This window comes from Amycolatopsis sp. NPDC088138, assembly GCF_044741685.1.
In the GTDB taxonomy this organism is placed as follows: Bacteria; Actinomycetota; Actinomycetes; order Mycobacteriales; family Pseudonocardiaceae; genus Amycolatopsis.
The window spans coordinates 711,174-734,180 of the sequence record NZ_JBIUTB010000004.1 but is presented as its reverse complement, the minus strand read 5'-3'; the positions used below and the strand labels follow the sequence as shown (position 1 = coordinate 734,180).

Here is a 23,007-nt window from a genome sequence, read left to right as displayed (position 1 = left end):
GATCGTCCCTTCGATCACGACGGGGTAACAGGATTAGGTAAGCCTTACCTATCCAGTTGGTAATATGGTTAGGCTTACCTAATGTTGTCAAGGGGGTTGCTCCTCGCTGCCGTCGTGCTCACCGTGGTGACCGGATGTTCCGTGCTGCCAACGACTTCCGTCCCGGCGAGCGGGCCCGTCGCACCACTCGCCGCGCTGACGCCGGTGCCGGATCCGAAGGCGCGGACCGGTCCCGGCACCGCCGTGCTCACCCAGCCGGACATCACCGCCGCGCCGCCCGCGCAGCACCTGCCCGTCACCGTCACCGATCACCAGGGCACGAAAGTGACCGTCACGGACACCAGCCGCATCCTGGCTTTCGACATGGCCGGCACGCTCGCCGCGACGGTTTTCGGCCTGGGCCTGGGTGATCACGTCGTCGGGCGTGACGTCTCCACCGGTTTCCCCGCCGCGCGGAAACTTCCGCTGGTCACGCGCAACGGACACCAGCTCAACGCCGAAGCGATCCTCGCGCTGCGCCCGTCCGTGGTGCTGACCGACACCACCCTCGGCCCGTGGGACGCGGTGCTCCAGCTGCGCGACTCCGGGATCCCCGTGGTCGTCCTGGATTCCCGGCGCTCGCTCGACAACGTCGGCACGCTCGTCCACGACGCCGCCGCCGCGCTCGGCGTCCCCGAAGCCGGGCAACACCTTGCTGACCGGCTGACCGGCGAAATCACCGCCAAGCGCACCGAAATCACCCGGCTGGCCCCGTCCGACCCGGCACAAAAGCTACGCACAGTCTTCCTTTACCTGCGCGGCCAGGCCGGCGTGTACTACCTGTTCGGTCGCGGCTCCGGCGCCGACTCGCTGATCACCGCCCTCGGCGCGGTCGACGTCGCGAGTGAGGCCGGTGTCGAGGGAATGCGCCCGGTGAACCCGGAAGCGCTGATCAAAGCCCGGCCGGACGTGATCCTCGTCATGACGAAGGGCCTCGAATCGGTCGGCGGACCCGAAGGCCTGCTGCAGGTTCCGGGCGTCGCGCAGACGCCGGCCGGGCTGCACCGCCGGTTCGTCGACATGGCCGACAGCCAGATCCTCAGCTTCGGACCGCAGACACCCGGTGTCCTGGACGCACTGGCCCGCGCCCTCTACGCGCCGGGGGCGGCCGGATGAGCCGTCCGGTCCGCGTCACCGCTTTGTTCACCGGACTCGGTATCGCCACGGTGGTCGTGGCGTGCGTGTCCGCCGGGGTCGGCCAGTTCGGCATCCCGCTCTCCGACGTCGTCGCGTCGCTGCTGCACCGGATCGGGCTCGGGTCCGGCTTGCCCGACCCGTTCGCCGAAGGGACGCTCTGGCAGGTCCGGTTTCCCCGCGTGGTGCTCGCTTTGCTCGTCGGCGGTGTGCTCGGCGTGTCAGGGGCCCTGATGCAGGGCCTGTTCGGCAACCCGCTCGCCGAGCCCGCGGTCGTCGGCGTTTCCGCCGGGGCCGCGGTCGGCGCCAGTCTGTCCATTGTGGCCGGCTGGGCCTTCCTCGGCGCCTTCACGACCCCTGCGCTGGGGTTCGCCGGCGGCCTGCTGACGACACTCGCCGTCTACGGCCTTTCGCGCTCCCGTGGCCGGTCCGAGGTGGTCACGCTCATCCTCACCGGCGTCGCGGTCAACGCCGTGGCGAGCGCGGTGATCGCGTTCCTGATGTTCTCCGGCGACCAGGCCGCGCGCGAGCAGATCGTGTTCTGGCAGCTGGGTTCGCTGGCCTCGGCGCGCTGGCCGTACGTCTGGTCGGTGCTGCCGCTGATGGCCGTCGGCGTCGTCGTGTCCCTGATGCTCGCGCGGCGGCTCGACCTGCTCGCGCTCGGCGAGCGCCCGGCCCGGCACCTCGGCGTGAACGTCGAAGCGCTGCGCACGACCGGGATCGTCGTGGTGGCGCTGATGGTGTCGGCGGCCGTGTCCTACTCGGGGATCATCGGGTTCGTCGGCCTGATCGTGCCGCACGGTGTGCGGATGGTCACCGGGCCCGGGCACCGCGTGCTGGTCCCGGCGTCGCTGCTGGCCGGCGCGTTCCTGCTCGGCGTCGCCGATCTCGCCGCGCGCACCCTGTTCGACTACGCCGACCTGCCGATCGGCATCCTCACGGCACTGGTCGGCGGGCCGTTCTTCTTCTGGCTCCTGCTGCGCACCCGGCGCCGGTCGGGAGGCTGGGCGTGAGCGCCGCAGCCGAACTCGTCGGCGTCACCTACACGATCGACGGCCAACCCCTGGTGCGCGACGTCTCCCTCGACGTCCGGCCGGGTGAGGTCCTGGCGCTGGCCGGGCCGAACGGCGCGGGCAAGTCGACGGCGTTGTCCCTGCTGGCGGGGGACCTGACGCCGGACGCGGGGACCGTCCGGATCGACGGCGCCGACCTGACGTCCTGGTCGCTCGCGGAACTGGCGCGCCGCCGGGCGGTGCTGCCGCAGCAGAACGCCGTGACGTTCCCCTTCACCGTCGCCGAGGTGGTGCGGATGGGCCGGGCGCCGTGGCGGCGCACCCCGGCCGAGGCCGACGACGACACCGCCGTCGACGCCGCCCTCGCGGCGACCGACCTGGGCGGCTTCGCCGAGCGCCGGTTCACGACGTTGTCCGGCGGTGAGCAGGCGCGCGCCGCCCTTTCCCGCGTCCTCGCGCAGAACGCCGGGCTGCTGCTGCTCGACGAGCCGACCGCGGCCCTCGACCTGCGCCACACCGAGCAGGTCCTGACGCTGGCCGCGCAGCGCGCCGGGCAGGGGGACGCCGTGCTCGTCGTGCTGCACGACCTCGGGCTCGCCGCCGCGCACGCGGACCGCGTCGCCCTGCTGCGGGACGGCTCGCTCGCCGCGCTCGGCCCGCCGGAGGAGGTGCTCACCGAACCCGTGCTGAGCGACGTCTACGGCCACCCGGTCGAGGTGTTCCCGCACCCCAGGACCGGACGGCCCGTTGTCCTGCCTTATCGATCGGCGAAGGAGAGTTGATGCGCAGATCCGCTGCGAGTGTGCTGGTGGCCGGGCTGCTGCTGGCGAACGCGTCCCCGGCGCAGGCCGCCGGGGCGCGCGTCCAGGTGTCCCCGGCCACCGCCGACCCCGGCTACGCGACCACGCTGACCCTGCGCGGCAGCGGGTTCCAGTCCGTCCCGAAGGGGTACGGCGGGATCTACGTGCTGTTCGGCTGGGTCGCGGACGGCGCCTGGCAGCCGAGCAAGGGCGGCGCCGCGGGCGCGACCTACCGGTACGTGCCGGACAAGGAGAGCAAGGACAACCGCGGCTTCCAGCGGTTCGTCGCGTTCCCGGGCAGCGACACGGCGTCCTCGGCCAACGGCGGGCAGCTGTCCGCCGACGGCACGTGGAGCACGCAGCTCGTGGTGCCCGGCGCCCGGTTCCGCTCGACCGACCGCGACGGCAAGGTCGTCGACGTCGACTGCCTCACCGTCCGCTGTGGACTGATCACGGTCGGCGCGCACGGCGTGGTCAACGCGAACAACGAGACCTTCACCCCGGTCAGCTTCGCCGTCCCCGCAAAGGTCACCGCTGCTCCTCCATCCACAAGCGACAGTCCAACACCGACAGTCGCGTCGCCGGCCGTCACATCACCGACGGTCGCTTCGCCGACGATCGCGTCACCGAGCCCGGTCTCGACCCCGACTCCGCAACCGGCGGCCGCCGAAGCCCCGGCGCCGCGCACCGCGCTGTGGTGGGTGGTGGCCGCCGTCGCCCTGCTGGTGACGGTGGCCGCGCTCACCGTCCCACCCCTCCTGCGGCGCCGCCGCGGGAGCTCCCCCGATCAGGAAGGAACCGACTCGTGAACCTGCGAAGATGGGCCGCCGTGGCATTGGCCGCGGCGGTGCTGGGCGCGCTCGGCGCGCCACCGGCCTCGGCCGCGACCACCCCCGCCGTCACCGTCACGCCCGCCGCCGGGCTGGACCCGGCGGGCACGTCGATCACCGTCAAGGGCACCGGGTTCGCCCCGGAAGCCAACGACGGCAAGGGGTTCGGCGTCCGCGTCGGCCCGGCCAAGGACGACGTCCGGGCCCGCACCGCGACCGGCTTCCAGGTCAGCAAGCTGGTCAAGAAGGACGCCGTCGGCGTCCAGATCCCGCTGAACGCCGACGGCAGCTGGGAGCTGACCGTCCCGGTCAAGGCCGAGTACACCTCGGCCGGCACGACCTACAACGCCGCGACGCAGCCGTTCAGCGTGTACGTGTTCGGCTGGGACACCCCGGACCTGACCTGGGACAGCACGACCGCGCTGAAGTTCACCGGCGTCGGCGACCCGCCACCCGCGTCCACGACCGGCTTGGACTGGGGTCTCAAGCAGACCTGGCGCTCCTACATCGAGCGGTTCGGCGGCACGGCGACGGCCGACCGCGGCGCCACCGCCACGCCGTCCCCCTACCGCTGGCCGGCCGGGACGTCCACCTGGGACGGGAAGACCGGCCAGGGATCGGTCGCCTTCGGCGGCCGCGTCACGTTCACGCTGGAACCGCACCTGATCTGGAACTTCGAGCTGTCCAACCCGAAGGTCACGTTCGCCGGTGACGGCACCGGGAAGCTGAGCGCGACCGTCGGCTACTCCTTCTACGGCACCAAGACCGCGCCCGAACAGGTGCGAGCGCCGTCCGAAGTGGACTTCGCGGACCTGAAGTTCAAAGCAGCGCCGCGGCAGGACGGTGACAACGTCGTCGCGGACATCGAGACGGCCACGCTCACCGAGGCGGGCGCAGCCGCGTTCGCCGGGTTCTACCCGGCCGCGACGGACCTCGACGCGGGCAAGCTCGTCTTCCCCGGCAAGATCGGCGGCACCGAACCGCCGACGTCGACGACCACGCCGCCGCCGCCCACCTCGACGACACCGCCCCCGGCTTGTGTCCTCTCCCCCGGCGCGCTCACGCAGGGAAACCTGTTGTGGGGCTTCAAGAAGAGCTTCCGCGGTTACGTCGGCGGCGGCACGGGCAACACGATCACCGCGTCCGGCGGCGCGGAGGTCACGAACGTCGACGAGGTCGCGGGAAAGCCGATCCCGACCGGCGCGTACCGCTTCCCGCTCGGCAGCGGGCAGTACACGGCGGCGGGTGAGTTCACCGCGCAGTTCGGCGGCCAGGTCGCGTTCAGCTACCCGGCGCACTTCTTCACACTGGTGCTGGCCAACCCGAAGCTCACGGTCGCCCAGGGCAAGGGCACGCTCTACGCGGACGTCGAGCTGAAGACGACCGCCGGCGCGCCGTCGCCGCCGGTGAGCAAACCGGGCGTGGCGCTGGCGAACCTCGACCTGGCCACGGCCACCACGACCCCGGACGCGGGCACGCTCACGGTGTCGGCGATCAAGGCGGCCCTGACCAGCTCGGACGCCTTCGCGGGCTTCTACCAGGCCGGCGACGCGCTCGACGAGCCGACGGTCACGCTCGCCGCGAGCTGCGCGACCCTCCCGCCCGCCGGCAACCCGGGCGGCCCGGGCGCTCCCGGCGGTTCGGGGACGAACCTGGTCCCGGACGTCGCGTTCCGGCCGGACAACCTCGCGTCGACCGGCGTGAGCCTGACGGGCGTCTACTGGGGCCTCGCGCTCCTCGCCGCGGGCGGTTCCCTGCTGCTGTGGACCCGCCGGCGCGCTGCGAATTGAGGTGACGAGGGCCGGGCGCCTCAGGCGTCCGGCCTCTCTCACGCCGTGCATAGTCCGACACATTCTAGTACAGTACGTACTATGGCACCACGCGGACACCTTTCCCCGATCGCGGTCGCGGTCCTGGCCCTGCTGGCCGAGGAACCGATGCACGCGTACCGGATGCAGCAGCTGGTCAAGGAACGCGGCGTCGACATGGTCGTCAACGTCCGCAACCGCTCCGGCCTCCACGCCGCCCTCGACCGCCTGGTGCGCGACGACCTCGTCGAGGTCCACGCGGTCGAGCGCGACACGCGTCATCCCGAGCGGACGGTCTACGCGCTGACCGCGTCCGGCCGCGAAACCCTGCTGGCGGGCCTGCGGGAGACCGTCGCCGTGCCGGCCGCGGAGTTCCCGCTGTTTCCCGCTGTCGTGTCGTTCCTCCACCTGCTCGACTCCGGCGACGTCCGGACGCAGCTGGACCTGCGGGCGGCGGAACTCGATCGCCGCCTCGCCGCGACGCGGGCGGTGCTGACCGCGTCGGCCGAACACCACGTCCCCCGGGTGCACCTGCTCGAACACGAGTACACCCACGCGGTCACCACGGCCGAGCTGGAGTGGGTGCGCGCGGTGTCCGCCGATCTCGCCGCGGGGACGCTCGCCTGGGACGCCTATTTCGTTCCGCGAAAGGACTGATCATGACGCCCAAGCCCGGCTTGCTGACGGCTCTGCTGGAAATCGTGCTTTCGTTCGGCCTCTACTACCTCCTGCGCGCCTTCGGCGTAGACGTCTTCCGGTCGCTCGTGATCCCGGCGCTCGCGGTCGGCGCCGTCGCGGTGGCGGTCACGATCCGCCGGCGCCGGATCGACCTGATGGGACTGCTGGTGCTCGCCGAGCTGGCGGTGACGATCACGGTTTCCCTGGCGACGCAGAGCCCCCGCGTCGCGGCCCTGCGCGAGGTGGCTTACATCCTGGTCGGGGGTGTGTTCTGCCTCGTGACGCTCGTCCGGCGCGAGCCGCTCGCCCACACGACCGCGGCATCGATGGCGAGCTTCGGCGACCCGGCCCGGAAGAGGGCGTTCGCTCTCGCGTGGTCGGAAGAGCCGCGCTACCGGCTGTGGCAGCGGCTGCTCACGGCCACGCTCGGCGTGCTCATGGTGGGCGCCGGTGCCGTCCGCGCATACATCCTTTACACCGCACCGGACAGCGGGATCGCGCACGCGGTCGACGTCTCCAACGCCGTGGGCACGGTGATGTGGGTGGCGGTGTTCGTCGTCCCCGCCGTCCTCATCCAGCCCGCGCGGCGGATCGTGCAGGACGTGCTCGAACGCCTGCAGGCCGGGTCCCTCAGCTGAGCACGTCGTTCGCCGACCTCGCGAGCAACCGTTCCAGCCAGGATTCCCGCGCCGCGACGCAGGCCCGGGCCGCCGCCGAATCCGGGGCGATGTCGTAGAAGCCGTGGAACGCGCCGCCCCACACGTGAAGTTCCGCTTCGCCGCCCGCGGCCCAGATCGCGCTCGCGAAGGCGACCGCCTCGTCACGGAACACCTCGCCCGCGGCCACGTCGACGAACGTCGGCGGCAGGCCGCTCAGGTCGCCCGCCCGGGCGGGCGCGGCGTACGGCGAGACGTCGTCCGTGCCACGCCGGTCGCCCAGGAGCGCGGTCCAAGCCGTCAGGTTGCTCGTCCGGTCCCACACGCCGACGCCGTCGTACTCGTGTGCCGACGCCGTCTCGTTCCGGTCGTCGAGCATCGGGCACTGCAGGAGCTGTCCGGCCAGTGCCGGGCCACCGCGGTCGCGGGCCAGCAGCGTGGTCCCGGCGGCGAGTCCGCCGCCGCCGCTGCCCCCGAAGATCACCAGGCGCCCCGGGGCGAAGCCCAGTTCGCCGGCGTGGGCGGTCATCCACTGAAGGCCTGCGTAACAGTCTTCGACAGGAACGGGATCGGGGTGCTCGGGCGCGCGCCGGAACTCGACGGTGACCGCGACGGCGTCGTGCTTCACCGCCCAGTCGATCAGGGGGTGCACCGAGGCGAACCGGTCGCCCATGACCATGCCGCCGCCGTGCACGTGGTAGATCCCCGGGCCGGGCCGTTCGTGGTCCTCGCGGGCGATCACCGAGACGACGATCTCCGCACCGCCGTAACCGGGATCACGTGGTCGGTGCACCGGACCGGCCGGTCGCCGATCTGGTCCGCGATGGACGGGAACGGCAGCGCGCGGAAGTGCTCCAGCTGGTCGATCGTCATCCCGACCGGCACCCGGCCATCGAGCTGCGAAAGGACGGCGGCGAGTTCGGGATCGAGCGGAAAGCGGGCCATGGCGCCGAGGTTAGCGCGTGACGGTCACTGGAACAGACCAATTTCGCCCCGGCTGAACCGAGCAAGATCTCCCGGCCCTACCGGCGGGTGCTAGCGGCGGGCGAGCATCGGACCTTCCGTCTTGACCCGGGGATGTGGCCATGAAACGGATCCTCCACCGCGCCGCCGTCGTCCTGCTCGCGGCCGTCGCCTGCCTGCTCCCGCCAACCGCCGCCGAAGCCGGGCAGACGAGCCTGCGCGCCGCCGATCCGAGCGTGCTGCGTGTCGGCTCCACCTACTTCGCCGCGCAGTCCACCGGTGGCGGGATCGCCGTCCGGGCCGGCTCCTCCCCCGACGCCGCGGCGAGCGCGCCCGCCCGGCAGGTCTGGTCGGACACCCGCGGCCGCGGCGAGGTGTGGGCGCCGGAGATCGTCGTCGACGGCGGCCGGTACTACATCTACTTCTCGGCCGGGACCGGGAACGCGCACCGGATGTACGTGATCAGCTCCGCCGCCGCCGACAGCGGGTACTCCGCGGAGACGCAGCTCGCGCTGCCCGACGGCAAGTGGGCCATCGACGGCACGATGTTCACCTTCGGCGGGCAGCGCTGGTTCGTGTGGTCGGGCTGGGCGGGCGACACGAACGTCGAGCAGAACCTCTACATCGCCCGGATGAGCAGCCCGACGACCCCGACGGGCGCGCGATACGTCATCTCGCAGCCGCGCGAGAGCTGGGAACGGGTGGTGGGCAACCCGTTCATCAACGAGGCACCCGCGCCGCTCAAGGACCCCAGCGGCCAGCTGCACATCACCTACTCGGCCAACGGCAGCTGGAGCGACCAGTACTGCATTTCCGAGATCCGGCTGCGCGCCGGCGGCGACCCGACGTACGTCTGGGACTGGTACAAGGCGAACGGCTGCCTGTTCGGCTCCCACCGCGAGACGATGATGGCCGGCTGGGACCCGACGCTCCACGTCGACGGCCCGGGCAGCCACAGCTTCGTCCTGCTGAACGGCGACATCGCGACGAGCCCGCCCGCCGGGCCGAAGTTCCCGCTGGCGTTCCACGCCGTGCCCAAGGGAACGCCGTACTCGTGGGCGAACCGGTACTGGTACAGCGGCACGTTCTGCTGGTGGGGCTCGACGACCTACCGCCGGGCCAACGTCCCGGGCGCGACCACCGACACCGGCTGGAGCCTCAAGTTCTTCGAGTGACCGTCGTGGACAATGGGCTCACCGGCGTGCGTTCGGAGGCGAGGTGAGCGGTGGGCAAGGGTGTGCTCGGTGTCGACCTGCACCTCGACGTCGCCGGGACCGGGGCCAGGGCGCGGACCATCGAGTCGGCGCTGCGGGAGGCCGTCAGCTCCGGGCGGCTGCCGGCCGGGACCCGGCTGCCCGGCACGCGCAGCCTCGCCGACGACCTCGGGATCGCGCGGGGCACCGTCGTCGAGGCGTACGCCCAGCTCGTGGCCGAGGGCTGGCTCGTCAGCGCGACCGGCTCGGGGACTCGGGTAGCGGACACTTCGATGCTGCCGGTCCGGCGGTTCGAGACGCTGTCGCGTCCCGTCTTCGACCTGCGCCCCGGCCGGCCGGACCTCGGCCTGTTCCCGCGCACGCTGTGGGCCGCCAGCGTCAAGCGCACGCTGGCGGCGGCGAGCCGGGAAGCCCTGGACTACAGCGATCCGGCCGGGCTGAAGGTGCTGCGCGACGCCGTCGCGACGTACCTCTCCCGCGCCCGGGGCGTCCGCGCGGACCCCGCCGCGGTCGTGGTCACCAGCGGCTTCACCCACGGCCTGGCGCTGTTGTCGCGCGCGCTGCACGGCCTGGGCGTCCGCACGATCGCCACCGAAGACCCCGGGCTGGTCCACCACCGGACGGTGATCCGCGCGGCCGGCCTGTCGACGGTGCCCCTGTCCGTCGACTCCCACGGCGCCGACGTCCCCGACGGCGCGGGAGCCTCGCTGCTGACGCCCGCCCACCAGCACCCACGCGGCGTGGTCCTGAGCCCAGCCCGGCGAACCGCGTTCATAGACTGGGCACGGGAGCACGACGGCATCGTCATCGAGGACGACTACGACGGCGAGTTCCGCTACGACGAGCAGCCCGTCGGCGCTCTGCAGGCCGCGGCGCCCGAGCACGTGGTTTTCGCCGGCAGCACCAGCAAGACGCTCGCCCCCGGGCTGCGGCTCGGCTGGCTGGTGGTACCCGAACGCCTGCGCATCCCGGTCCTGGACGCCGTCGCCGCCACCGGGGCCACGGTCGGCACCCCGGCCCAGCTGGCGATCGCCGACCTGCTGGAGCGCGGCGACTACGACCGGCACGTCCGCCGGGCTCGCCAGGCCTACCGCAGGCGCCGTGCCGAGCTGGCCGACCGGCTGGCCACGGTCACCGACGTCCCGCTAGACGGTGTTCCGGCCGGGTTGCACGCCCTCTTGCCGCTGGCTTCGCGGCAGGAGGAGAAGCGCGTGATCGACGCGGGTCTCGCGGCAGGGTTGCAGCTGCAGGGCATCAACGCGGCGGGGTATTGGCACTCCCCTGATCGTCCTGAGGCGGGGCTCATCATCGGTTACGCGACCCCACCGCAGCACGCTTGGCGACCGGCGTTGGATGCCTTGGCCGAGTTGCTCGGCGACGCCGCGATCAAGGCCTGGTAATCCCGGCGCCAGAACGGCCCGGCTTCGGCGCGCGGTTACCGAACTGCTTGTCGACGCCATGATCAGCTCCCGGCGAACCCGTCCCGCCAAGACGACCCGGCTTCCGCGCGGCCGTTGGCAGTATCAGGAGCCCAGCCCGCACCGCCGCGACACGCCAGGCGACCCGCCTTGGACGCGTTGCTCAGCGACACCGCGATCAGACCCTGGCGAACCCGACCCGGCTTCGCAGCCAGCTTCCGCGTGGCCGTTGGCAGCATCACGAGTCCAGCCCACTCCGCCGCGACACGCCAGGCGCCCCGTACTGGCTTTGGCCGAGCTGCTTGGCAACGCCGCATTCAAACCCTGGCGAACCCGTCCCGCCACGACATCCCGGCCTCCCAGCCCAGCTTCCGCGCACGACCGTTGTCAGCACCCCGAGCCCAGCCCGCCCGCTCCCCCACAACCAGCTCGGGTCCCGGCGCACCAACAGCATCACAGAACACCGGCACCCAGTCGTGACCCGCAGCAGGCTCGTCATCACACACATTGACCGCCCCCGTCGGCCAACTCAAAGCCGCGACGGCAGCCGAAGCGGCGTCATCGACGTGGACAAAGCTGGAGACGTCAGCGGTAGCAGGCAGCTTCCCGTCCTGGGCCAGCCGCGCCATCAGCGCACCGCGCTCGTACCAGGTGCCCGGCCCGTACAGCGTGCCGTAGCGGAGCACGACCCACTCGGGCAGCTCGGCGACCGCGGCCTCGAGCGACACGATCCCCTCGACGGTGCCGAGCCGTTCGGGCCCGGCGCCGAGGTCGAGCGGCGTGTCCTCGGCCGCGGGCGCGGCACCCGGCTCGTAGGCCCACGCAATGCTCTGCGCGACGATCCGCCGCACACCGGCCGCCAGGGCCGCGTCGACCAGGTTGCGCGTGCCGGCCGTGCGCACCCTCGCGTTGGCCGCGCGATCACCCGCGCCCAGGTCGGTCAGCTGGTGCACGACGACGTCCGGCCGCGCGGCGCGGACGACCTCCGCAAGCCCGGCAGCGTCGTACACGTCACCGACGACGGCGGTCGCGCCCATCGCCTCGACCTGAGCGGAGGCACGCCGGGTCAGCCCGACGACTTCGTGCCCCTGGGCGACGAGGGCGGGAACCAGGCGGCGGCCGATGGCGCCGGACGCACCGGCGAGGAAGATCCGCATCATCGTCCCCGCGCGGCCAGCTCGTCGGGACCCACCAGCGTCAGCATCTCCTGGCCGGGCGCGCAGAGCATCACCACGACGAACCGGCTCCAGGCGTCGGCGAGGTTGTTCGCGGCCTGGTAGTGGATCACGTCACCCCCGGGTTCCCAGAACGCTTCACCCGCCTTGATGACGCGTTCGGGCTCCCCTTCCAGTTCGAAGATCATCTCCCCGTCGAGCATGTACCCGAAGACAGGCCCGGAGTGCCGGTGCGGCGGCGTCCCCGAGTCCCCGGGCGGCAGCTCGATCGTGGCGGTCATCACGTGGGCTCCGTCCGGAATGGACGGAGCCTGTGACTCCAGCATGGTGAGCACGGAGTTGGTCATGAACCCCACGTTAAGCCGCGCGGGCGGCCCGTGGATGGTCCACTTTCCCGCGTCCGCCTTGGACCGGTTCAGGCCAGCCGAGCGGCGATCAGGCGGTTGACGGAAGCGTGGTGCTCGTTCAGGTAGAAGTGCGCCCCCGGGTACGTGCGCAGCTCGAACGCGCCCGACGTGTGCGTCGCCCATTGGCGGGCCTCGTCGGTCGTCACCTTCGGGTCGTGGTCGCCGATCAGGGCCAGGATCGGGCAGCTGACGTCGGGGCCCGGGCGGTAGCGGTAGGTCTCGGCGGCCTTGTAGTCGTTGCGCAGGGCCGGCAGGACCATGCGGATGATCTCGTCGTCCTCCAGGACCTTGGCGTCCGTGCCGCTCAGGCGCTTGACCTCGGCGAGCAGGCCGTCGTCGCTTTCCAGGTGGTAACGCTCGTCGCGGAACGCCGAGGGGGCGCGGCGGCCGGAGACGTACAGGCCCAGCAGCCGCGTGCCGCGGGCTTCCAGGCGGCGGGCGACCTCGAAGGCGAGGCTGGCACCCATGCTGTGGCCGAAGAACGCCAGCGGGCCCGGCTCGGCGGCGAGGATCTCGGTCAGCTGGTCGGCGAGCACGAACAGGTCGTCCACCAGCGGGTCGTTACGGCGGTCCTGGCGGCCCGGGTACTGGACGGCGAGCACCTCGACCGACGGCGAGAGCGCCGACGACACGGGGTGGAAGTAGCTCGCCGAGCCCCCGGCGTGCGGGAAGCAGACCAGGCGGGCCTTCGCGGCCGGGGCCGGGTGGAACCGCCGGATCCACAGCTGGCTGTCCAGGGAGAGCGTCATGGCCGGTCCTTCCAGATATCGGCTTACAGCACCGAATCTGTCAAACGGGCGCGCGCGGGTCGACCCCTAGGTTCCGGATGAGGGGTTCTGGGGGCCGGGAGCGGCAGACAGGGGGCCGACGTGCTGGTTTGGACGATGCCCGCCGGTTTGAATGACTTACCGGGAACCGGCATCCGGCCGCGAGGGGAACCCGCCGAAATAACACGATGGGGTGAGTCATGACCGCCACCGAAGATTTCGTTGTCGGTGACCTGCCGTCGCTCGACATCGAGGCCAAGGTCGCCGAGCTGGCCGAGCTGCGGGCGCACGCCGTGTCACCTTCCCAGCGCGCGACCGACCAGCAGCACGCCAAGGGCAAGCTCGCCGTGCGGGAACGGATCGGCCTGCTCTTCGACGAGGGCACCTTCCACGAGATCGAGCAGCTGCGGCGCCACCGCGCCACCGGCTTCGGGCTCGAGGACCGGCGGCCCTACTCCGACGGCGTGGTCACCGGGTGGGGCAAGGTCTTCGGCCGGCGCGTGTTCGTCTACGCCCACGACTTCCGGATCTTCGGCGGCTCGCTCGGCGAGGCGCACGCGGCGAAGATCCACAAGCTGATGGACCTCGCCGAGTCCGCCGGCGCGCCGCTGGTGTCCCTTTCGGACGGTGCGGGCGCGCGGATCCAGGAGGGTGTCGCCGCGCTCGCCGGGTACGGCGGGATCTTCCGGCGCAACGTCAAGGCGTCCGGGGTGATCCCGCAGATCAGCGTGATGCTCGGCCCGTGCGCCGGCGGCGCGACCTACTCCCCCGCGCTGACCGACTTCGTGTTCATGGTCCGTGACATCGCGCAGATGTACATCACCGGGCCGGACGTCGTCCGCTCGGTCACCGGCGAGGACATCACCCACGAGCAGCTCGGCGGCGCGGACGTGCACGCCGGGGTGTCCGGCGCGGCCGGGTTCGTCTACGACACCGAGGAAGAGTGCCTCGAAGAGGTCCGGCACCTGATCTCGATGCTGCCGTCGAACAACCGCGAGCTGCCGCCGTCGATGCCGCCCGGCGAGCCGGTGGACCGGCCGAACCCGGCGCTGCTGGAGCTGGTGCCGGTCGACGCGAACCGCGTCTACGACATGCGCGAGGTCATCGAGGAGATCGTCGACTACGGGCACTTCTTCGAGGTGCACGCGAGCTGGGCGCCGAACGTCCTGTGCGGGCTCGCGCGGCTCGGAGGCGAGGTCGTCGGGATCGTGGCCAACCAGCCGTCGTCCTTCGCCGGGGTCCTGGACATCCACGCGTCGGAGAAGGCCGCGCGGTTCGTCCAGACGTGTGACGCCTTCAGCATCCCGCTCGTGACGCTGGTCGACGTGCCGGGGTTCCTGCCCGGCCGCGACCAGGAACACGGCGGGATCATCCGGCACGGCGCGAAGCTGCTCTACGCCTACTGCAACGCGACCGTCCCGCGGGTTCAGGTCATCCTGCGCAAGGCCTACGGCGGTGCGTACATCGTGATGGACTCCCGCTCGATCGGCTGCGACCTGTCGTTCGCCTGGCCCACCAACGAGATCGCGGTGATGGGCGCCGAGGGGGCAGCGAACGTCGTGTTCCGGCGCGAGATCGCCGCGGCGGACGACCCGGAAGAGGCGCGCCGGCAGCGCATCCAGGAGTACCGGACCGAGCTGATGCACCCCTACTACGCCGCCGAGCGCGGCCTGGTCGACGACGTGATCGACCCCGCGGAGACCCGGCCGGTCCTGATCGAGGCGCTCGCGGTGCTGCGGGCCAAGTACTCCGCGCAGCCCGCGCGCAAGCACGGGAACCCGCCGGTATGAGCGACCTCTTCCTCACCGTGTCGAGCGGTTTCCCGGACGACGAGGAGCTGGCCGCGGTACTCGCCGTCTTCGGCGCGCTGGGCAGCGTGAAACGCCCGAAGCGGGACCTTCCGCCCGCTCCCGCACCGTGGCGCCGCGCAGCGGGGTACACCCCGCCGGGTTCCTGGACGAGCCGCACCCGATAAGTAGGGGTGCCCTCGCTCTTCCCCGCTGGTTAGCGTGGAAACATGAGCGACCAAGACGTACTCCGTGTGTCCCATGTGGACAGAGAACGCGCCGCGCGCCTGCTGCAGGACGCGCTCGGCCAAGGCATGCTGGAACTCGAAGAGTTCGCCCAGCGCTCGGCCGCGGCGGCGGCCGCGCGCACCCGCGGCGACCTCGCGCCGCTGCTCGCCGACCTGCCCGCCGCCCACGAGGCACCGCTCGCCGCGATCGAGACGCCGCCGCTGGTGCTCAAGGCGGGCATGGGCGACGTCAAGCGCACCGGCCCGTGGGACGTGCCGAGCCGCATCGACGCCAAGTGCTCCTCCGGCGACGTCCGGATCGACTTCAGCGAAGCGACGTGCCCGCACCGGGAAGTCACGCTGAACCTGGACTGCGGCTGGGGCACCATCCTCGTCATCGTCCCGCGCGGCTGGTCCCTGGTGTTCGAAGCCATGGAGACCGGCGCCGGCGACATCACGAACAAGGTCACCGCGCCGCCCGAGCCCGGCCGGCCGGTGCTGCGCGCGCACTGCAAGGTGACCGCGGGCAACATCCGCTTCCGTCACCCCCGCTGAACCGCGAAAAGGCCCGGCTCACCGAGTGAGCCGGGCCTTTGCCGTGCGTTCAGCGGGCCGCCGCGTGCTCGCGGCCGTTCTCCTTTTCCTCTTCCGGCTCTTCGGTTTCCTCCGCCGCCTGCTCTTCCGCCTTGCGCTTGGCGGCGACGCGGTGCATCAGCACGACCATGCCGAACGAGCAGGCGCCCAGGACGATCGAGCCGATGGCCACCAGCACCCGCAGCCCGGACGGCACGTGGGCGACCAGGAACCAGCCCGGCAGCGTCGCGCCGAACAAGCTCAGGCCCAGCGACACGAACCCCTGCGGGATCACCAGCAGGACACCGAGCAGGACGAACAGCGCGACCAAGGCGTTCTGGGGGCCGCTGAGGTCGTCCTTCTTCTCCGGCTCCTCCTGCTCGCCCTCCTCCAGCTCGTCGGCGGAGACCTTGACCTCGGCCCGGACGCCCTTGCGCATCAGGTCGAGGATCTCCGGGCCCGCCTTCTCCAAGCGGCGGTAGGCGAGCCGGCCGAACAGCCAGTAGTAGAACGCGCCGGTCAGCAGGCCCGCCGCGACACCCGCCCAGCCGAGCAGCGTGTTGTCCGTGCGGAACCCGATCAGCACGACGACCGCGGCCGGCACGGCCAGCAGGATCTGGCCGAACAGCATGCCGAAGATCTTCAGCCGGACCTGGTCGCCGCTCTCGTCGGTGAAGCCGTCCATCGGGTTGCCGCCGGGGCGGTCCTGGAACGGCGCGACGCCGACCAGCGAGACGAGCGGCACCAGTCCGGCCGCCCCGCCGAGCATCGCCGGCAGCACGGCCAGCACCCACGGCCACGCCCAGCCCTGCCCGCTGACCAGCGTCAGCAACGCGGTCAGCACGAGCACCGGGACGGCGACCAGCAGCAGCCACGCGACCTGCCGGGCGCGGACGTCGACCCGTTCGGACGCCGGGGCGACCAGGGTCAGCCACAGCGCGCCGGCGTCGAGGCCGTAGACGTTCGCCGACAGCGCGCCGGCGAACAGCGCGGTGATCACGCCCGCGAACGGCAGCATCACGGTGTTGCCGTCGAGCAGCGGGAACAGCCCGCTGAACAGGCCCGCCCAGAGCGCGATGCTCAGGAACCGGGCGCGGCGCAGGTCGCGGACCCACAGCCGCAGTTCCTTGCCCAGCACGCCACCGAACGGCCCGCCCGGCAGGATCCGCTTACTGGCCAGGCTGTCGCCGCCGGTCTGCGTCGCGCCGCCGTCCGAGAGGCCCCGGACCAGCTGGCGCGAAAGCAGTGCCGAGAACACGAAGAACAGCACCGCGCCCAGGACGGCGAGGCCGCCCAGCGAGAGCGCGACGGTGCCCCAGTTGCCCTTGGCCGCCGCGTCCACCGCGACGACCGCCCAGCTCGACGGGAGGATCCGCAGCACGATGCCGCCGCCGTCGGCCCAGCCGCCGCTGAACGTGCGGATCGCCAGGCCGATGTCCATCCAGCCGGTGTTCTGCAGGCCCAGTACGAACCCGACGACCAGCGACGAGAGCTCCCAGCCGAAGCGCGACCGGACCAGCCGGCCCAGCGCCTGCATGCCGACCTTCGACAGCACCACGACGAACCACAGCTGCAGCAGCACGGCGGGGATCGCGACCAGCGCCGCGACCAGGCCGAGGTGCGCGCCGTAGACGATCAGCACGGCGAACGCGACCAGCGCGACCACCGGCGTGATGCCGACGAACCCGGCGCCGACCATGCCGATGGCCAGCGTGCGGGGACGGATCGGCAGCAGGGTGAAGTACTCCAGCCGCAGCACCGCGTCGCCACCGGTGAGCATCGGGCCGAACAGCCAGCCCAGCGTCCACACCATGAGCAGCAGCGACAGCACCGCGACCGCGGTTTCGGGTGAGCCGAAGTGCGAGAACCCGACCACGAGCGTGCCGATCGCGAGGACCAGGCCGATCGACCCGCCCGCGAGCATGCTGGCCGCGCGCTGCCCGCTCATCGAGCGGCGCAGCACCGCCAGCTTCATCCGGATCAGGACGCCAACCACGCCAGCCCCTCCATCCCCCCGGTGCGGGCGCCGACGAGCTCGACGAAGACGTCTTCGAGGCCGCGGCCGGCGCGGACCTCGTCCACAGGGCCGGACGCGGCGACCTGGCCGCGGGCGATCACCGCGACGTGGTCGCAGAGCTGCTCGACCAGCGCCATCACGTGGCTGGAGAACACGACCGAGCCGCCGGAGGCGACGAAGCGCTGCAGGATCGTGCGGATGGTGGCCGCGGAGACCGGGTCGACCGCTTCGAACGGCTCGTCCAGCACCAGCAGCTTGGGCGCGTGCAGCAGCGCCGTCGCGAGGCCGATCTTCTTCCGCATGCCGGTGGAGTAGTCGATCACCAGGGTGCGGTTGGCCTCGGTCAGCTCGAGGACCTCCAGCAGCTCGCTCGCGCGTTCGTCGATCTGCGCTTCGGGCAGCCCGCGCAGCAGGCCCTGGTAGGTCAGCAGCTCGCGGCCGGTGAGGCGCTCGGGCAGCGACATGCCGTCGGGCAGCACGCCGACGAGGGCCTTGGCGTGCACCGGGTCGGCCCAGACGTCGACACCGAAGATGTGCGACGCGCCGGCGTCCGGGCGGAGCAGGCCCACGGCCATCGAGAGTGACGTCGTCTTGCCCGCTCCGTTGGGCCCGACCAGGCCGTAGAACGAACCCTTCGGCACGGCGAGGTCGACCCCGTCCACCGCGACCTTCCGGCCGAATCTCTTGCGCAACCCGGACAGCCGGAGCGCGGGTGCACTTTCGTCGATCGTAGGCACGTGGATCATCCCCATGGTTCGGGCGGCCCGCCGGCCGCGCTTTACCGGGCACAGCGTAGCGGCCGGACGGGGAAAAGAGAACGCGGCACAACTGAACAGTTCGTGCCCCCGGATAAGGGTGGGCATAGGGGTTACGAATCGGCGTGTCGCGCAAATAAGGTGGCAGCCAACTGCCAAGTCGACCAAACCGGCCGAATCAGACTAACCACCCCGGGCAGCAAAAGCAATTCCGAGCCGAGGGAAGAGCCGATGACGACATCGACCGACAGCGACCTGGAGGCCCAGCTCCGCACCGCGCGGGCCGGGCTGACCTCGCTCGGCGCGCTGGGCGACCGGATCGCCACGCTGATGCTCGGCCCGGAGGACCCGTACGCGGTGTATGCGCAGATGCGGGCCCGCGGGCCGGTGCAGAAGAGCCGGATCGGGATCTACGCGGTGCTCGGCCGCGACATCGCCGACAGCGTGCTGCGCGACCGCCGGTTCGGCCGCCGCACGCTCGGCGGTTACTGGCCGCAGGGCACGTCCACGTTCGACAATTCCTTCCTCGCGATGGACCCGCCGGAACACACCCGGCTGCGGAAACTCGCGATGCCGGCATTCAGCCCGAAGACCATCGGGGCGCTGCGCCCGGATATCGAACGGGCGTGCCGTGAACTGCTCGACGACGTCGATTCCAGCAAGCCGTTCGATCTCATGGAGAAATACGCGAAACGCGTTCCGTGCGCGGTGATCGCGACGTTGTTCGGAATTCCGGAATCGCGCCAGGCGGAGTTCGACGAGCTCGCCGCCGGGCTGAGCCTGGTGCTCGACGGCGTCGTCTCGCTCGAGGAGGCCAAGCGGCTGCAGGACGCCGTCGACGGCATGACGGCGCTGTTCACCGAGCTGCTCGCGATGCGCGTCGTCGAGCCGGGCGACGACCTAGTCAGCCGGCTGCTGCGGTCGGTTGACGGCGACAAGCTGACCGCGGACGAGCTGGTCGCGATGTGCGGGATGCTGTCGCTGGCCGGCACCGAGACCACGGTCAACCTGATCGGCAACGGCACACTCGCCCTGCTGGAGCACCCCGAGCAGTGGGACCTGCTGCGCGCCGAACCGGACCTCGCGCCGAAGGCCGTCGAGGAGGCGCTGCGCTACGACACGTCGGTGCTGATGCAGGCGCGGTTCGCGCACGAGGAGGTCGAGCTGGGCGGCAAGCGCATCCCGGTCGACAGCCAGGTGACCATCCTGACCGGCGCGTGCAACCGCGACCCGGAGGCCTTCGACCGCCCGGACGTCTTCGACCTGCGACGCACGTCGGGCCCGGACCACATCTCGTTCTCCAGCGGCATCCACTACTGCGTCGGCGCCCCGCTGGCCCGCCTCGAGGGCGACGTCGCGTTCCGCGTGCTGCAGGAACGCTTCCCCACCCTGCAGCGAGCCGGCGAGCTGACGCGCCGGACGTCCCCCTTCATCCGCGGCCTGCACGCCTTCCCGGTCACCGCCTGACCCTCCCGCGCCCAAATGCCGTGAAGGCCACCTTGAGGGACTCTGAGTCCCTCAAGGTGGCCTTCACGGCATTTCGCTGTACCCGGGGCAAAAAGGGAGGGACCCCGGCGCGGAGGGGCGCGCCGGGGTCCGAGGGGGGAGGGTGGTCAGGGGGTCCGGAGCAGGTCGCGGACGTGGTCCGCGAGCTGGCCCGGGGTGGGCATCGAGAAGACGTCCGTGAGCTTCAGCCCCACGCCCGTCAGGTCCTCGACGTGCTGCACCAGCTGGACGCCGAGCAGGGAGTGCCCGCCGACGACGAAGAAGTTCGTGTCCGCCGCGACGTCCTGGCGGCCCAGCAGGCCGGCCCACAGGCCGATCAGCGTGTCCAGCAGGTCGCCGTCGGCGGCCGGGGAGCCCGGTTCCTGCCCCGCCTCGGTGCGCCGGTCGGCGGCCAGGCGGGTCAGGGCCGGGTAGTCGATCTTCTCCGTCACCGTGGTGGGCAGCCGGTCGATGGTGACGAACTCGTGCGGGACGGCGGCCCGGGGCAGCTCCGCCCGGGCGTGCTGCCAGAGGCGATCGGCCAGCCCCGGTGAGTCCGGCCCTTCGACGAACGCCACCAGGATGCCGCCCGCGCTCGGCTCGCCCACCAGGACGACCGCGACACCCGACACCTCCGGGTGCTCGGCCAGCACGGCTTCGACCTCGCCGAGCTCGATCCGGTTGCCGCGCAGCTTGATCTGCCGGTCGACCCGGCCGACCAGTTCCAGTGCACCGTCGTGACGCCAGCGGCCCTGGTCGCCCGTGCGGTAGAAGCGCCCGTGCACCGGGTGCTCGCGGAACTTGTCCGCGGTCAGCTCGGGCCGGTTGTGGTAGCCGATCGCGACGCCGCCGCCGGCGATGCACAGCTCGCCGTGCACCCCCGGCGGGAGCTCGCGCCCGGCGCCGTCGGCGATGAACACCGTGGTGTTGCGGATCGGCCTGCCGACGACGACGGCGTCGTCCGGCGAGGTCAGCCGCGCCGCGGTGGACCAGACGCACGTCTCGGTCGGGCCGTAGAGGTTGCGCAGCTCGCACCCGGTGGCCACGAGCCGCCGGAACAGCGCGGGCGGCATCGGCTCGCCGCCGCAGACGACCTTGACCCCGGCCAGGAGGTCGGCGACGTCGTCCAGGACGAGCCGCCACGTCGTGGGGGTCGCCTGCATGAAGTCGACCCGGTGGTCCGTCAGCACCGCGCGCAGCGACTTGCCGTCGGTGCGGGCCTCGTCCGGCGCGACGACCAGCGTCGCCCCGGCGTACAGCGGCAGGAACAGGTCCATCACCGACATGTCGAACGCGAACGTCGTCATCCACAGCCCGCCGTCGCCCGGCCCCAGCCCGGTCTCGGCCTGGAAGTGCGTGACCAGGTTGGCGAGATTGCGGTGCGCGAGCACCGTGCCCTTGGGCTTGCCGGTCGACCCCGAGGTGTAGATCAGGTACGCGGGCGCGTTGTCCGCCTCGTCGCCTTCCACGACGAGGGTGTCCGGAATGGACGGTCCGTCGGCCGTGATGCCGGGCAGCGGCAACACGGTCCGGCCCGCGAGATCGAGGGTGACGCCTTCGCCGGCCAGCAGCACCCGGGCCCCGGAGTCGGTGAGCTGGTGCTCGACGCGCTGCGCCGGGTGGTCGGGGTCGATGGGCAGGTAGGCCGCGCCGATCAGCCAGCAGCCGAACACCGCCGCGACGAGCTCGGCGCCGCGCCGGCCGACGAGCCCGACGACCTCGCCGGGTCCGGCGCCCTGGCCGCGCAGCAGGTCGGCGGTGGCCTGCGCGGTGAGCCACAGCTCGCGGTAGGTCACCGCCCGGTCGCCGTCGCGCACGGCGACGGCGCCCGGCTGGGTGGCGGCGTGATCGGCGACCGCCTCGAGGACCGTGCGCGCCCGAGTCGGCCGCCGGGTCTTGTTGGCCGCGTCGACCACGGCCCGGTCGGCGGGGCTGAACAGCGGCAGCTGCCCCACCGGCCGCTGCGCGTCGGCGCCGGCGGCGACGAGCAGCGCGTCGTAACGCCGCAGCAGCGCCTCGACGTCGGCACGGGTGTGCGAACCGGTCGCGTACCGTCCTTTGAGGACGGTGGCGTCCGCGTCCGCCTGCACCACCAGTTCCAGGTCGAACTTGCTGGTGCCGTTCTCGACGCTGACCGGCCGGGTGTGCACCCCGCCGATGCCGAAGCGCGGCAGCCCGCCGCCCGGCTGGTAGTTGAACAGGTGCCGGAAGATCGTGCTGCGCCAGTCGGAGCTCGCCCGCGGCAGCTCCGGGAGCAGCAGGTCGACCGGGACGTCGGCGTGCGCCAGCGCGTCGAAGTACACCGAGCGGGTGCGGGCGACGAGGTCGGCGAAACCGGCGCCGAACTCGACGCCCACCCGCAGCGGGAGCACGTTCACGTGGTAGCCGATGGCGGACTGGGCGTGCGGCGGCCGGGTGTTGACCGGCGTGCCGACGACCAGGTCCGGCCCGACCCCGTGCCGGGCCAGCAGCAGGTAGTAGGCGGCCATGTGGACGACCGCGTCGGGGGCCCGCAGCTCACGCCGCAGGCGGTCGAGCGCGGCGAGAGCCTCGCGGGAGAGGCGGTGCTCGGTGAAGTCCCCGTCCAGGACGGACCCGGACGGCTCGGGCGTGCCGACCGAGAGCTCGAGAGCGGTGGCGTCGAACCCGGTGAGGTGTTCGCGCCAGTAGGCGATCCCGGTCTCGGTCGGCACGACGTCGGGGGTGGCGCGGACCTCGCCCGCCAGCACGGCCGGGCACGAGCGCCCGACGGCCAGCGCCTCGTAGGCCTTCGCCAGTTCGGTGAAGAAGACGGCGGCGGAAATGGTGTCGAAGACGAGGTGGTGCGCCGAAACGCACACCACGTCGCCGTCCGGGCAGCGGAAGTGCGCCAGCCGGATCGGCGGCGTCCCGCCGATCTCGAGCGGCGCGGCCGCGAACCCGGCGACCTGCGCGTCCACCAGCTCCCGGGTCGTGTCCACAGTAGACACGTCGAGCGTGACCGCGGACGCGGGCAGCACCTCGGCGGTGAGGCTGGTGCCCTCGTCGTGGAAGATCCGGCGCAGCCCGTGGTGCCGCCGCTGGACCAGCCGCGCCGCTTCCGCGAGCACCGCCGGGTCCAGCGCGACCGGCACCTCGAACCGCACCGCGACCGTGTTGACGCCGCTGCCCGGGACCAGCCGGTCCAGCAGCCACAGCGCCTCTTCCTTGGGCGTGACGCCGGCTCTCGCCGGTACTTCGACGTCCTCGCCCGGGCCCTTGCCGGTGAACGTGCGCATCGTG

General features: G+C 72.0%; 19 protein-coding genes and 1 pseudogene. 13 read left to right on the top strand and 7 right to left on the bottom strand.

Annotation, left to right across the window (positions count from 1 at the left end; all coding sequences use genetic code 11):
• The first annotated feature begins 81 nt into the window (after nt 1-81).
• The 7 genes from ACIOD2_RS24145 (at nt 82) to ACIOD2_RS24115 (ending at nt 6,940) form a co-directional block, all read left to right on the top strand.
• Nucleotides 82-1,155 (top strand): ABC transporter substrate-binding protein, encoded by a 1,074-nt coding sequence (locus ACIOD2_RS24145; protein ID WP_400541940.1) that lies wholly within the window; start codon nt 82-84, stop codon nt 1,153-1,155.
• Nucleotides 1,152-2,186, top strand: a complete 1,035-nt coding sequence (locus ACIOD2_RS24140) for a FecCD family ABC transporter permease (protein ID WP_400541937.1) — start codon at nt 1,152-1,154, stop codon at nt 2,184-2,186. The genes ACIOD2_RS24145 and ACIOD2_RS24140 overlap by 4 nt, the downstream gene beginning before the upstream one ends.
• Nucleotides 2,183-2,968 (top strand): heme ABC transporter ATP-binding protein, encoded by a 786-nt coding sequence (locus ACIOD2_RS24135; RefSeq protein ID WP_400541934.1) that lies wholly within the window; start codon nt 2,183-2,185, stop codon nt 2,966-2,968. The genes ACIOD2_RS24140 and ACIOD2_RS24135 overlap by 4 nt, the downstream gene beginning before the upstream one ends.
• Nucleotides 2,968-3,795: a hypothetical protein gene (locus ACIOD2_RS24130; RefSeq protein WP_400541931.1), complete on the top strand. Its 828-nt coding sequence runs from the start codon at nt 2,968-2,970 to the stop codon at nt 3,793-3,795. The genes ACIOD2_RS24135 and ACIOD2_RS24130 overlap by 1 nt, the downstream gene beginning before the upstream one ends.
• Complete coding sequence (locus tag ACIOD2_RS24125; protein WP_400541928.1) at nt 3,792-5,606, top strand: HtaA domain-containing protein; 1,815 nt, start codon at nt 3,792-3,794, stop codon at nt 5,604-5,606. Before ACIOD2_RS24130 ends, ACIOD2_RS24125 begins: the two co-directional genes overlap by 4 nt.
• Nucleotides 5,607-5,687: 81 nt before the next feature.
• A complete protein-coding gene (locus ACIOD2_RS24120) occupies nt 5,688-6,281 on the top strand; it encodes a PadR family transcriptional regulator (protein ID WP_400541925.1) in 594 nt (197 codons plus the stop codon).
• A 2-nt stretch (nt 6,282-6,283) separates the two neighbouring features.
• Nucleotides 6,284-6,940 (top strand): VC0807 family protein, encoded by a 657-nt coding sequence (locus ACIOD2_RS24115; protein ID WP_400541922.1) that lies wholly within the window; start codon nt 6,284-6,286, stop codon nt 6,938-6,940.
• Here ACIOD2_RS24115 and ACIOD2_RS24110 read toward each other — a convergent pair.
• Nucleotides 6,933-7,903 (bottom strand): annotated as a pseudogene (locus tag ACIOD2_RS24110) (alpha/beta hydrolase fold domain-containing protein). The gene ACIOD2_RS24115 and the pseudogene ACIOD2_RS24110 overlap by 8 nt on opposite strands.
• A gap of 140 nt (nt 7,904-8,043) precedes the next feature.
• On the opposite strand from ACIOD2_RS24110, the gene ACIOD2_RS24105 reads away from it, so the two are divergent.
• Both ACIOD2_RS24105 and ACIOD2_RS24100 read left to right on the top strand, forming a co-directional pair.
• The gene (locus ACIOD2_RS24105) at nt 8,044-9,096 is read left to right on the top strand and encodes a glycoside hydrolase family 43 protein (protein WP_400541919.1); all 1,053 of its coding nucleotides are present in this window, start codon (nt 8,044-8,046) and stop codon (nt 9,094-9,096) included.
• Between the two features lie 50 nt (nt 9,097-9,146).
• Nucleotides 9,147-10,535 carry a PLP-dependent aminotransferase family protein gene (locus ACIOD2_RS24100; RefSeq protein WP_400541916.1) on the top strand — a complete coding sequence of 463 codons (1,389 nt, stop codon included), beginning with the start codon at nt 9,147-9,149 and terminating at the stop codon, nt 10,533-10,535.
• A gap of 335 nt (nt 10,536-10,870) precedes the next feature.
• On the opposite strand, the gene ACIOD2_RS24095 is transcribed toward ACIOD2_RS24100, so the two are convergent.
• The 3 genes from ACIOD2_RS24095 to ACIOD2_RS24085 form a co-directional block, all read right to left on the bottom strand.
• The gene (locus tag ACIOD2_RS24095) at nt 10,871-11,710 is read right to left on the bottom strand and encodes an NAD-dependent epimerase/dehydratase family protein (RefSeq protein ID WP_400541914.1); all 840 of its coding nucleotides are present in this window, start codon (nt 11,708-11,710) and stop codon (nt 10,871-10,873) included.
• Nucleotides 11,710-12,075 (bottom strand): cupin domain-containing protein, encoded by a 366-nt coding sequence (locus tag ACIOD2_RS24090; protein WP_400541911.1) that lies wholly within the window; start codon nt 12,073-12,075, stop codon nt 11,710-11,712. Before ACIOD2_RS24090 ends, ACIOD2_RS24095 begins: the two co-directional genes overlap by 1 nt.
• Before the next feature lie 68 nt (nt 12,076-12,143).
• A complete protein-coding gene (locus ACIOD2_RS24085; protein WP_400541908.1) occupies nt 12,144-12,884 on the bottom strand; it encodes a thioesterase II family protein in 741 nt (246 codons plus the stop codon).
• 218 nt (nt 12,885-13,102) lie between these two features.
• Between ACIOD2_RS24085 and ACIOD2_RS24080 the strand changes: the two genes are divergently transcribed.
• Genes ACIOD2_RS24080 through ACIOD2_RS24070 form a run of 3 tightly spaced genes read left to right on the top strand, consistent with a single transcriptional unit; the run spans nt 13,103 to nt 15,471 of the window.
• On the top strand, nt 13,103-14,692 hold the full coding sequence (locus tag ACIOD2_RS24080; protein WP_400541905.1) for an acyl-CoA carboxylase subunit beta: 1,590 nt from the start codon (nt 13,103-13,105) through the stop codon (nt 14,690-14,692).
• Entirely contained in the window at nt 14,689-14,877 is a 189-nt protein-coding gene (locus ACIOD2_RS24075; protein WP_400541902.1) for an acyl-CoA carboxylase subunit epsilon, read from the top strand. The genes ACIOD2_RS24080 and ACIOD2_RS24075 overlap by 4 nt, the downstream gene beginning before the upstream one ends.
• Before the next feature lie 42 nt (nt 14,878-14,919).
• Nucleotides 14,920-15,471 carry a DUF1707 domain-containing protein gene (locus tag ACIOD2_RS24070; protein ID WP_400541899.1) on the top strand — a complete coding sequence of 184 codons (552 nt, stop codon included), beginning with the start codon at nt 14,920-14,922 and terminating at the stop codon, nt 15,469-15,471.
• A gap of 49 nt (nt 15,472-15,520) precedes the next feature.
• On the opposite strand, the gene ACIOD2_RS24065 is transcribed toward ACIOD2_RS24070, so the two are convergent.
• Nucleotides 15,521-17,485, bottom strand: coding sequence for a hypothetical protein (locus ACIOD2_RS24065; RefSeq protein WP_400541896.1), 1,965 nt, complete (start codon nt 17,483-17,485; stop codon nt 15,521-15,523).
• Nucleotides 17,470-18,243 carry an ABC transporter ATP-binding protein gene (locus ACIOD2_RS24060; RefSeq protein ID WP_392769129.1) on the bottom strand — a complete coding sequence of 258 codons (774 nt, stop codon included), beginning with the start codon at nt 18,241-18,243 and terminating at the stop codon, nt 17,470-17,472. The genes ACIOD2_RS24065 and ACIOD2_RS24060 overlap by 16 nt, the downstream gene beginning before the upstream one ends.
• Before the next feature lie 249 nt (nt 18,244-18,492).
• Here ACIOD2_RS24060 and ACIOD2_RS24055 point away from each other — a divergent pair, with 249 nt between their 5' ends.
• Entirely contained in the window at nt 18,493-19,728 is a 1,236-nt protein-coding gene (locus ACIOD2_RS24055; RefSeq protein ID WP_400541893.1) for a cytochrome P450, read from the top strand.
• 146 nt (nt 19,729-19,874) lie between these two features.
• Here the strand turns inward: ACIOD2_RS24055 and ACIOD2_RS24050 are convergent, their stop codons facing one another.
• Complete coding sequence (locus ACIOD2_RS24050) at nt 19,875-23,003, bottom strand: amino acid adenylation domain-containing protein (protein WP_400541890.1); 3,129 nt, start codon at nt 23,001-23,003, stop codon at nt 19,875-19,877.
• Nucleotides 23,004-23,007: the final 4 nt, after the last annotated feature.

What these genes read in the sequence shown, in the direction of transcription:
- ACIOD2_RS24145 (WP_400541940.1), top strand. Translation starts at nt 82, where the DNA reads ATGTTGTCAAGGGGGTTGCTCCTCGCTGCCGTCGTGCTCACCGTGGTG.
- ACIOD2_RS24140 (WP_400541937.1), top strand. Translation starts at nt 1,152, where the DNA reads ATGAGCCGTCCGGTCCGCGTCACCGCTTTGTTCACCGGACTCGGTATC.
- ACIOD2_RS24130 (WP_400541931.1), top strand. Translation starts at nt 2,968, where the DNA reads ATGCGCAGATCCGCTGCGAGTGTGCTGGTGGCCGGGCTGCTGCTGGCG.
- ACIOD2_RS24120 (WP_400541925.1), top strand. Translation starts at nt 5,688, where the DNA reads ATGGCACCACGCGGACACCTTTCCCCGATCGCGGTCGCGGTCCTGGCC.
- ACIOD2_RS24115 (WP_400541922.1), top strand. Translation starts at nt 6,284, where the DNA reads ATGACGCCCAAGCCCGGCTTGCTGACGGCTCTGCTGGAAATCGTGCTT.
- ACIOD2_RS24105 (WP_400541919.1), top strand. Translation starts at nt 8,044, where the DNA reads ATGAAACGGATCCTCCACCGCGCCGCCGTCGTCCTGCTCGCGGCCGTC.
- ACIOD2_RS24095 (WP_400541914.1), bottom strand. Translation starts at nt 11,710, where the DNA reads ATGCGGATCTTCCTCGCCGGTGCGTCCGGCGCCATCGGCCGCCGCCTG.
- ACIOD2_RS24090 (WP_400541911.1), bottom strand. Translation starts at nt 12,075, where the DNA reads ATGACCAACTCCGTGCTCACCATGCTGGAGTCACAGGCTCCGTCCATT.
- ACIOD2_RS24085 (WP_400541908.1), bottom strand. Translation starts at nt 12,884, where the DNA reads ATGACGCTCTCCCTGGACAGCCAGCTGTGGATCCGGCGGTTCCACCCG.
- ACIOD2_RS24080 (WP_400541905.1), top strand. Translation starts at nt 13,103, where the DNA reads ATGACCGCCACCGAAGATTTCGTTGTCGGTGACCTGCCGTCGCTCGAC.
- ACIOD2_RS24075 (WP_400541902.1), top strand. Translation starts at nt 14,689, where the DNA reads ATGAGCGACCTCTTCCTCACCGTGTCGAGCGGTTTCCCGGACGACGAG.
- ACIOD2_RS24070 (WP_400541899.1), top strand. Translation starts at nt 14,920, where the DNA reads ATGAGCGACCAAGACGTACTCCGTGTGTCCCATGTGGACAGAGAACGC.
- ACIOD2_RS24055 (WP_400541893.1), top strand. Translation starts at nt 18,493, where the DNA reads ATGACGACATCGACCGACAGCGACCTGGAGGCCCAGCTCCGCACCGCG.
- ACIOD2_RS24050 (WP_400541890.1), bottom strand. Translation starts at nt 23,003, where the DNA reads ATGCGCACGTTCACCGGCAAGGGCCCGGGCGAGGACGTCGAAGTACCG.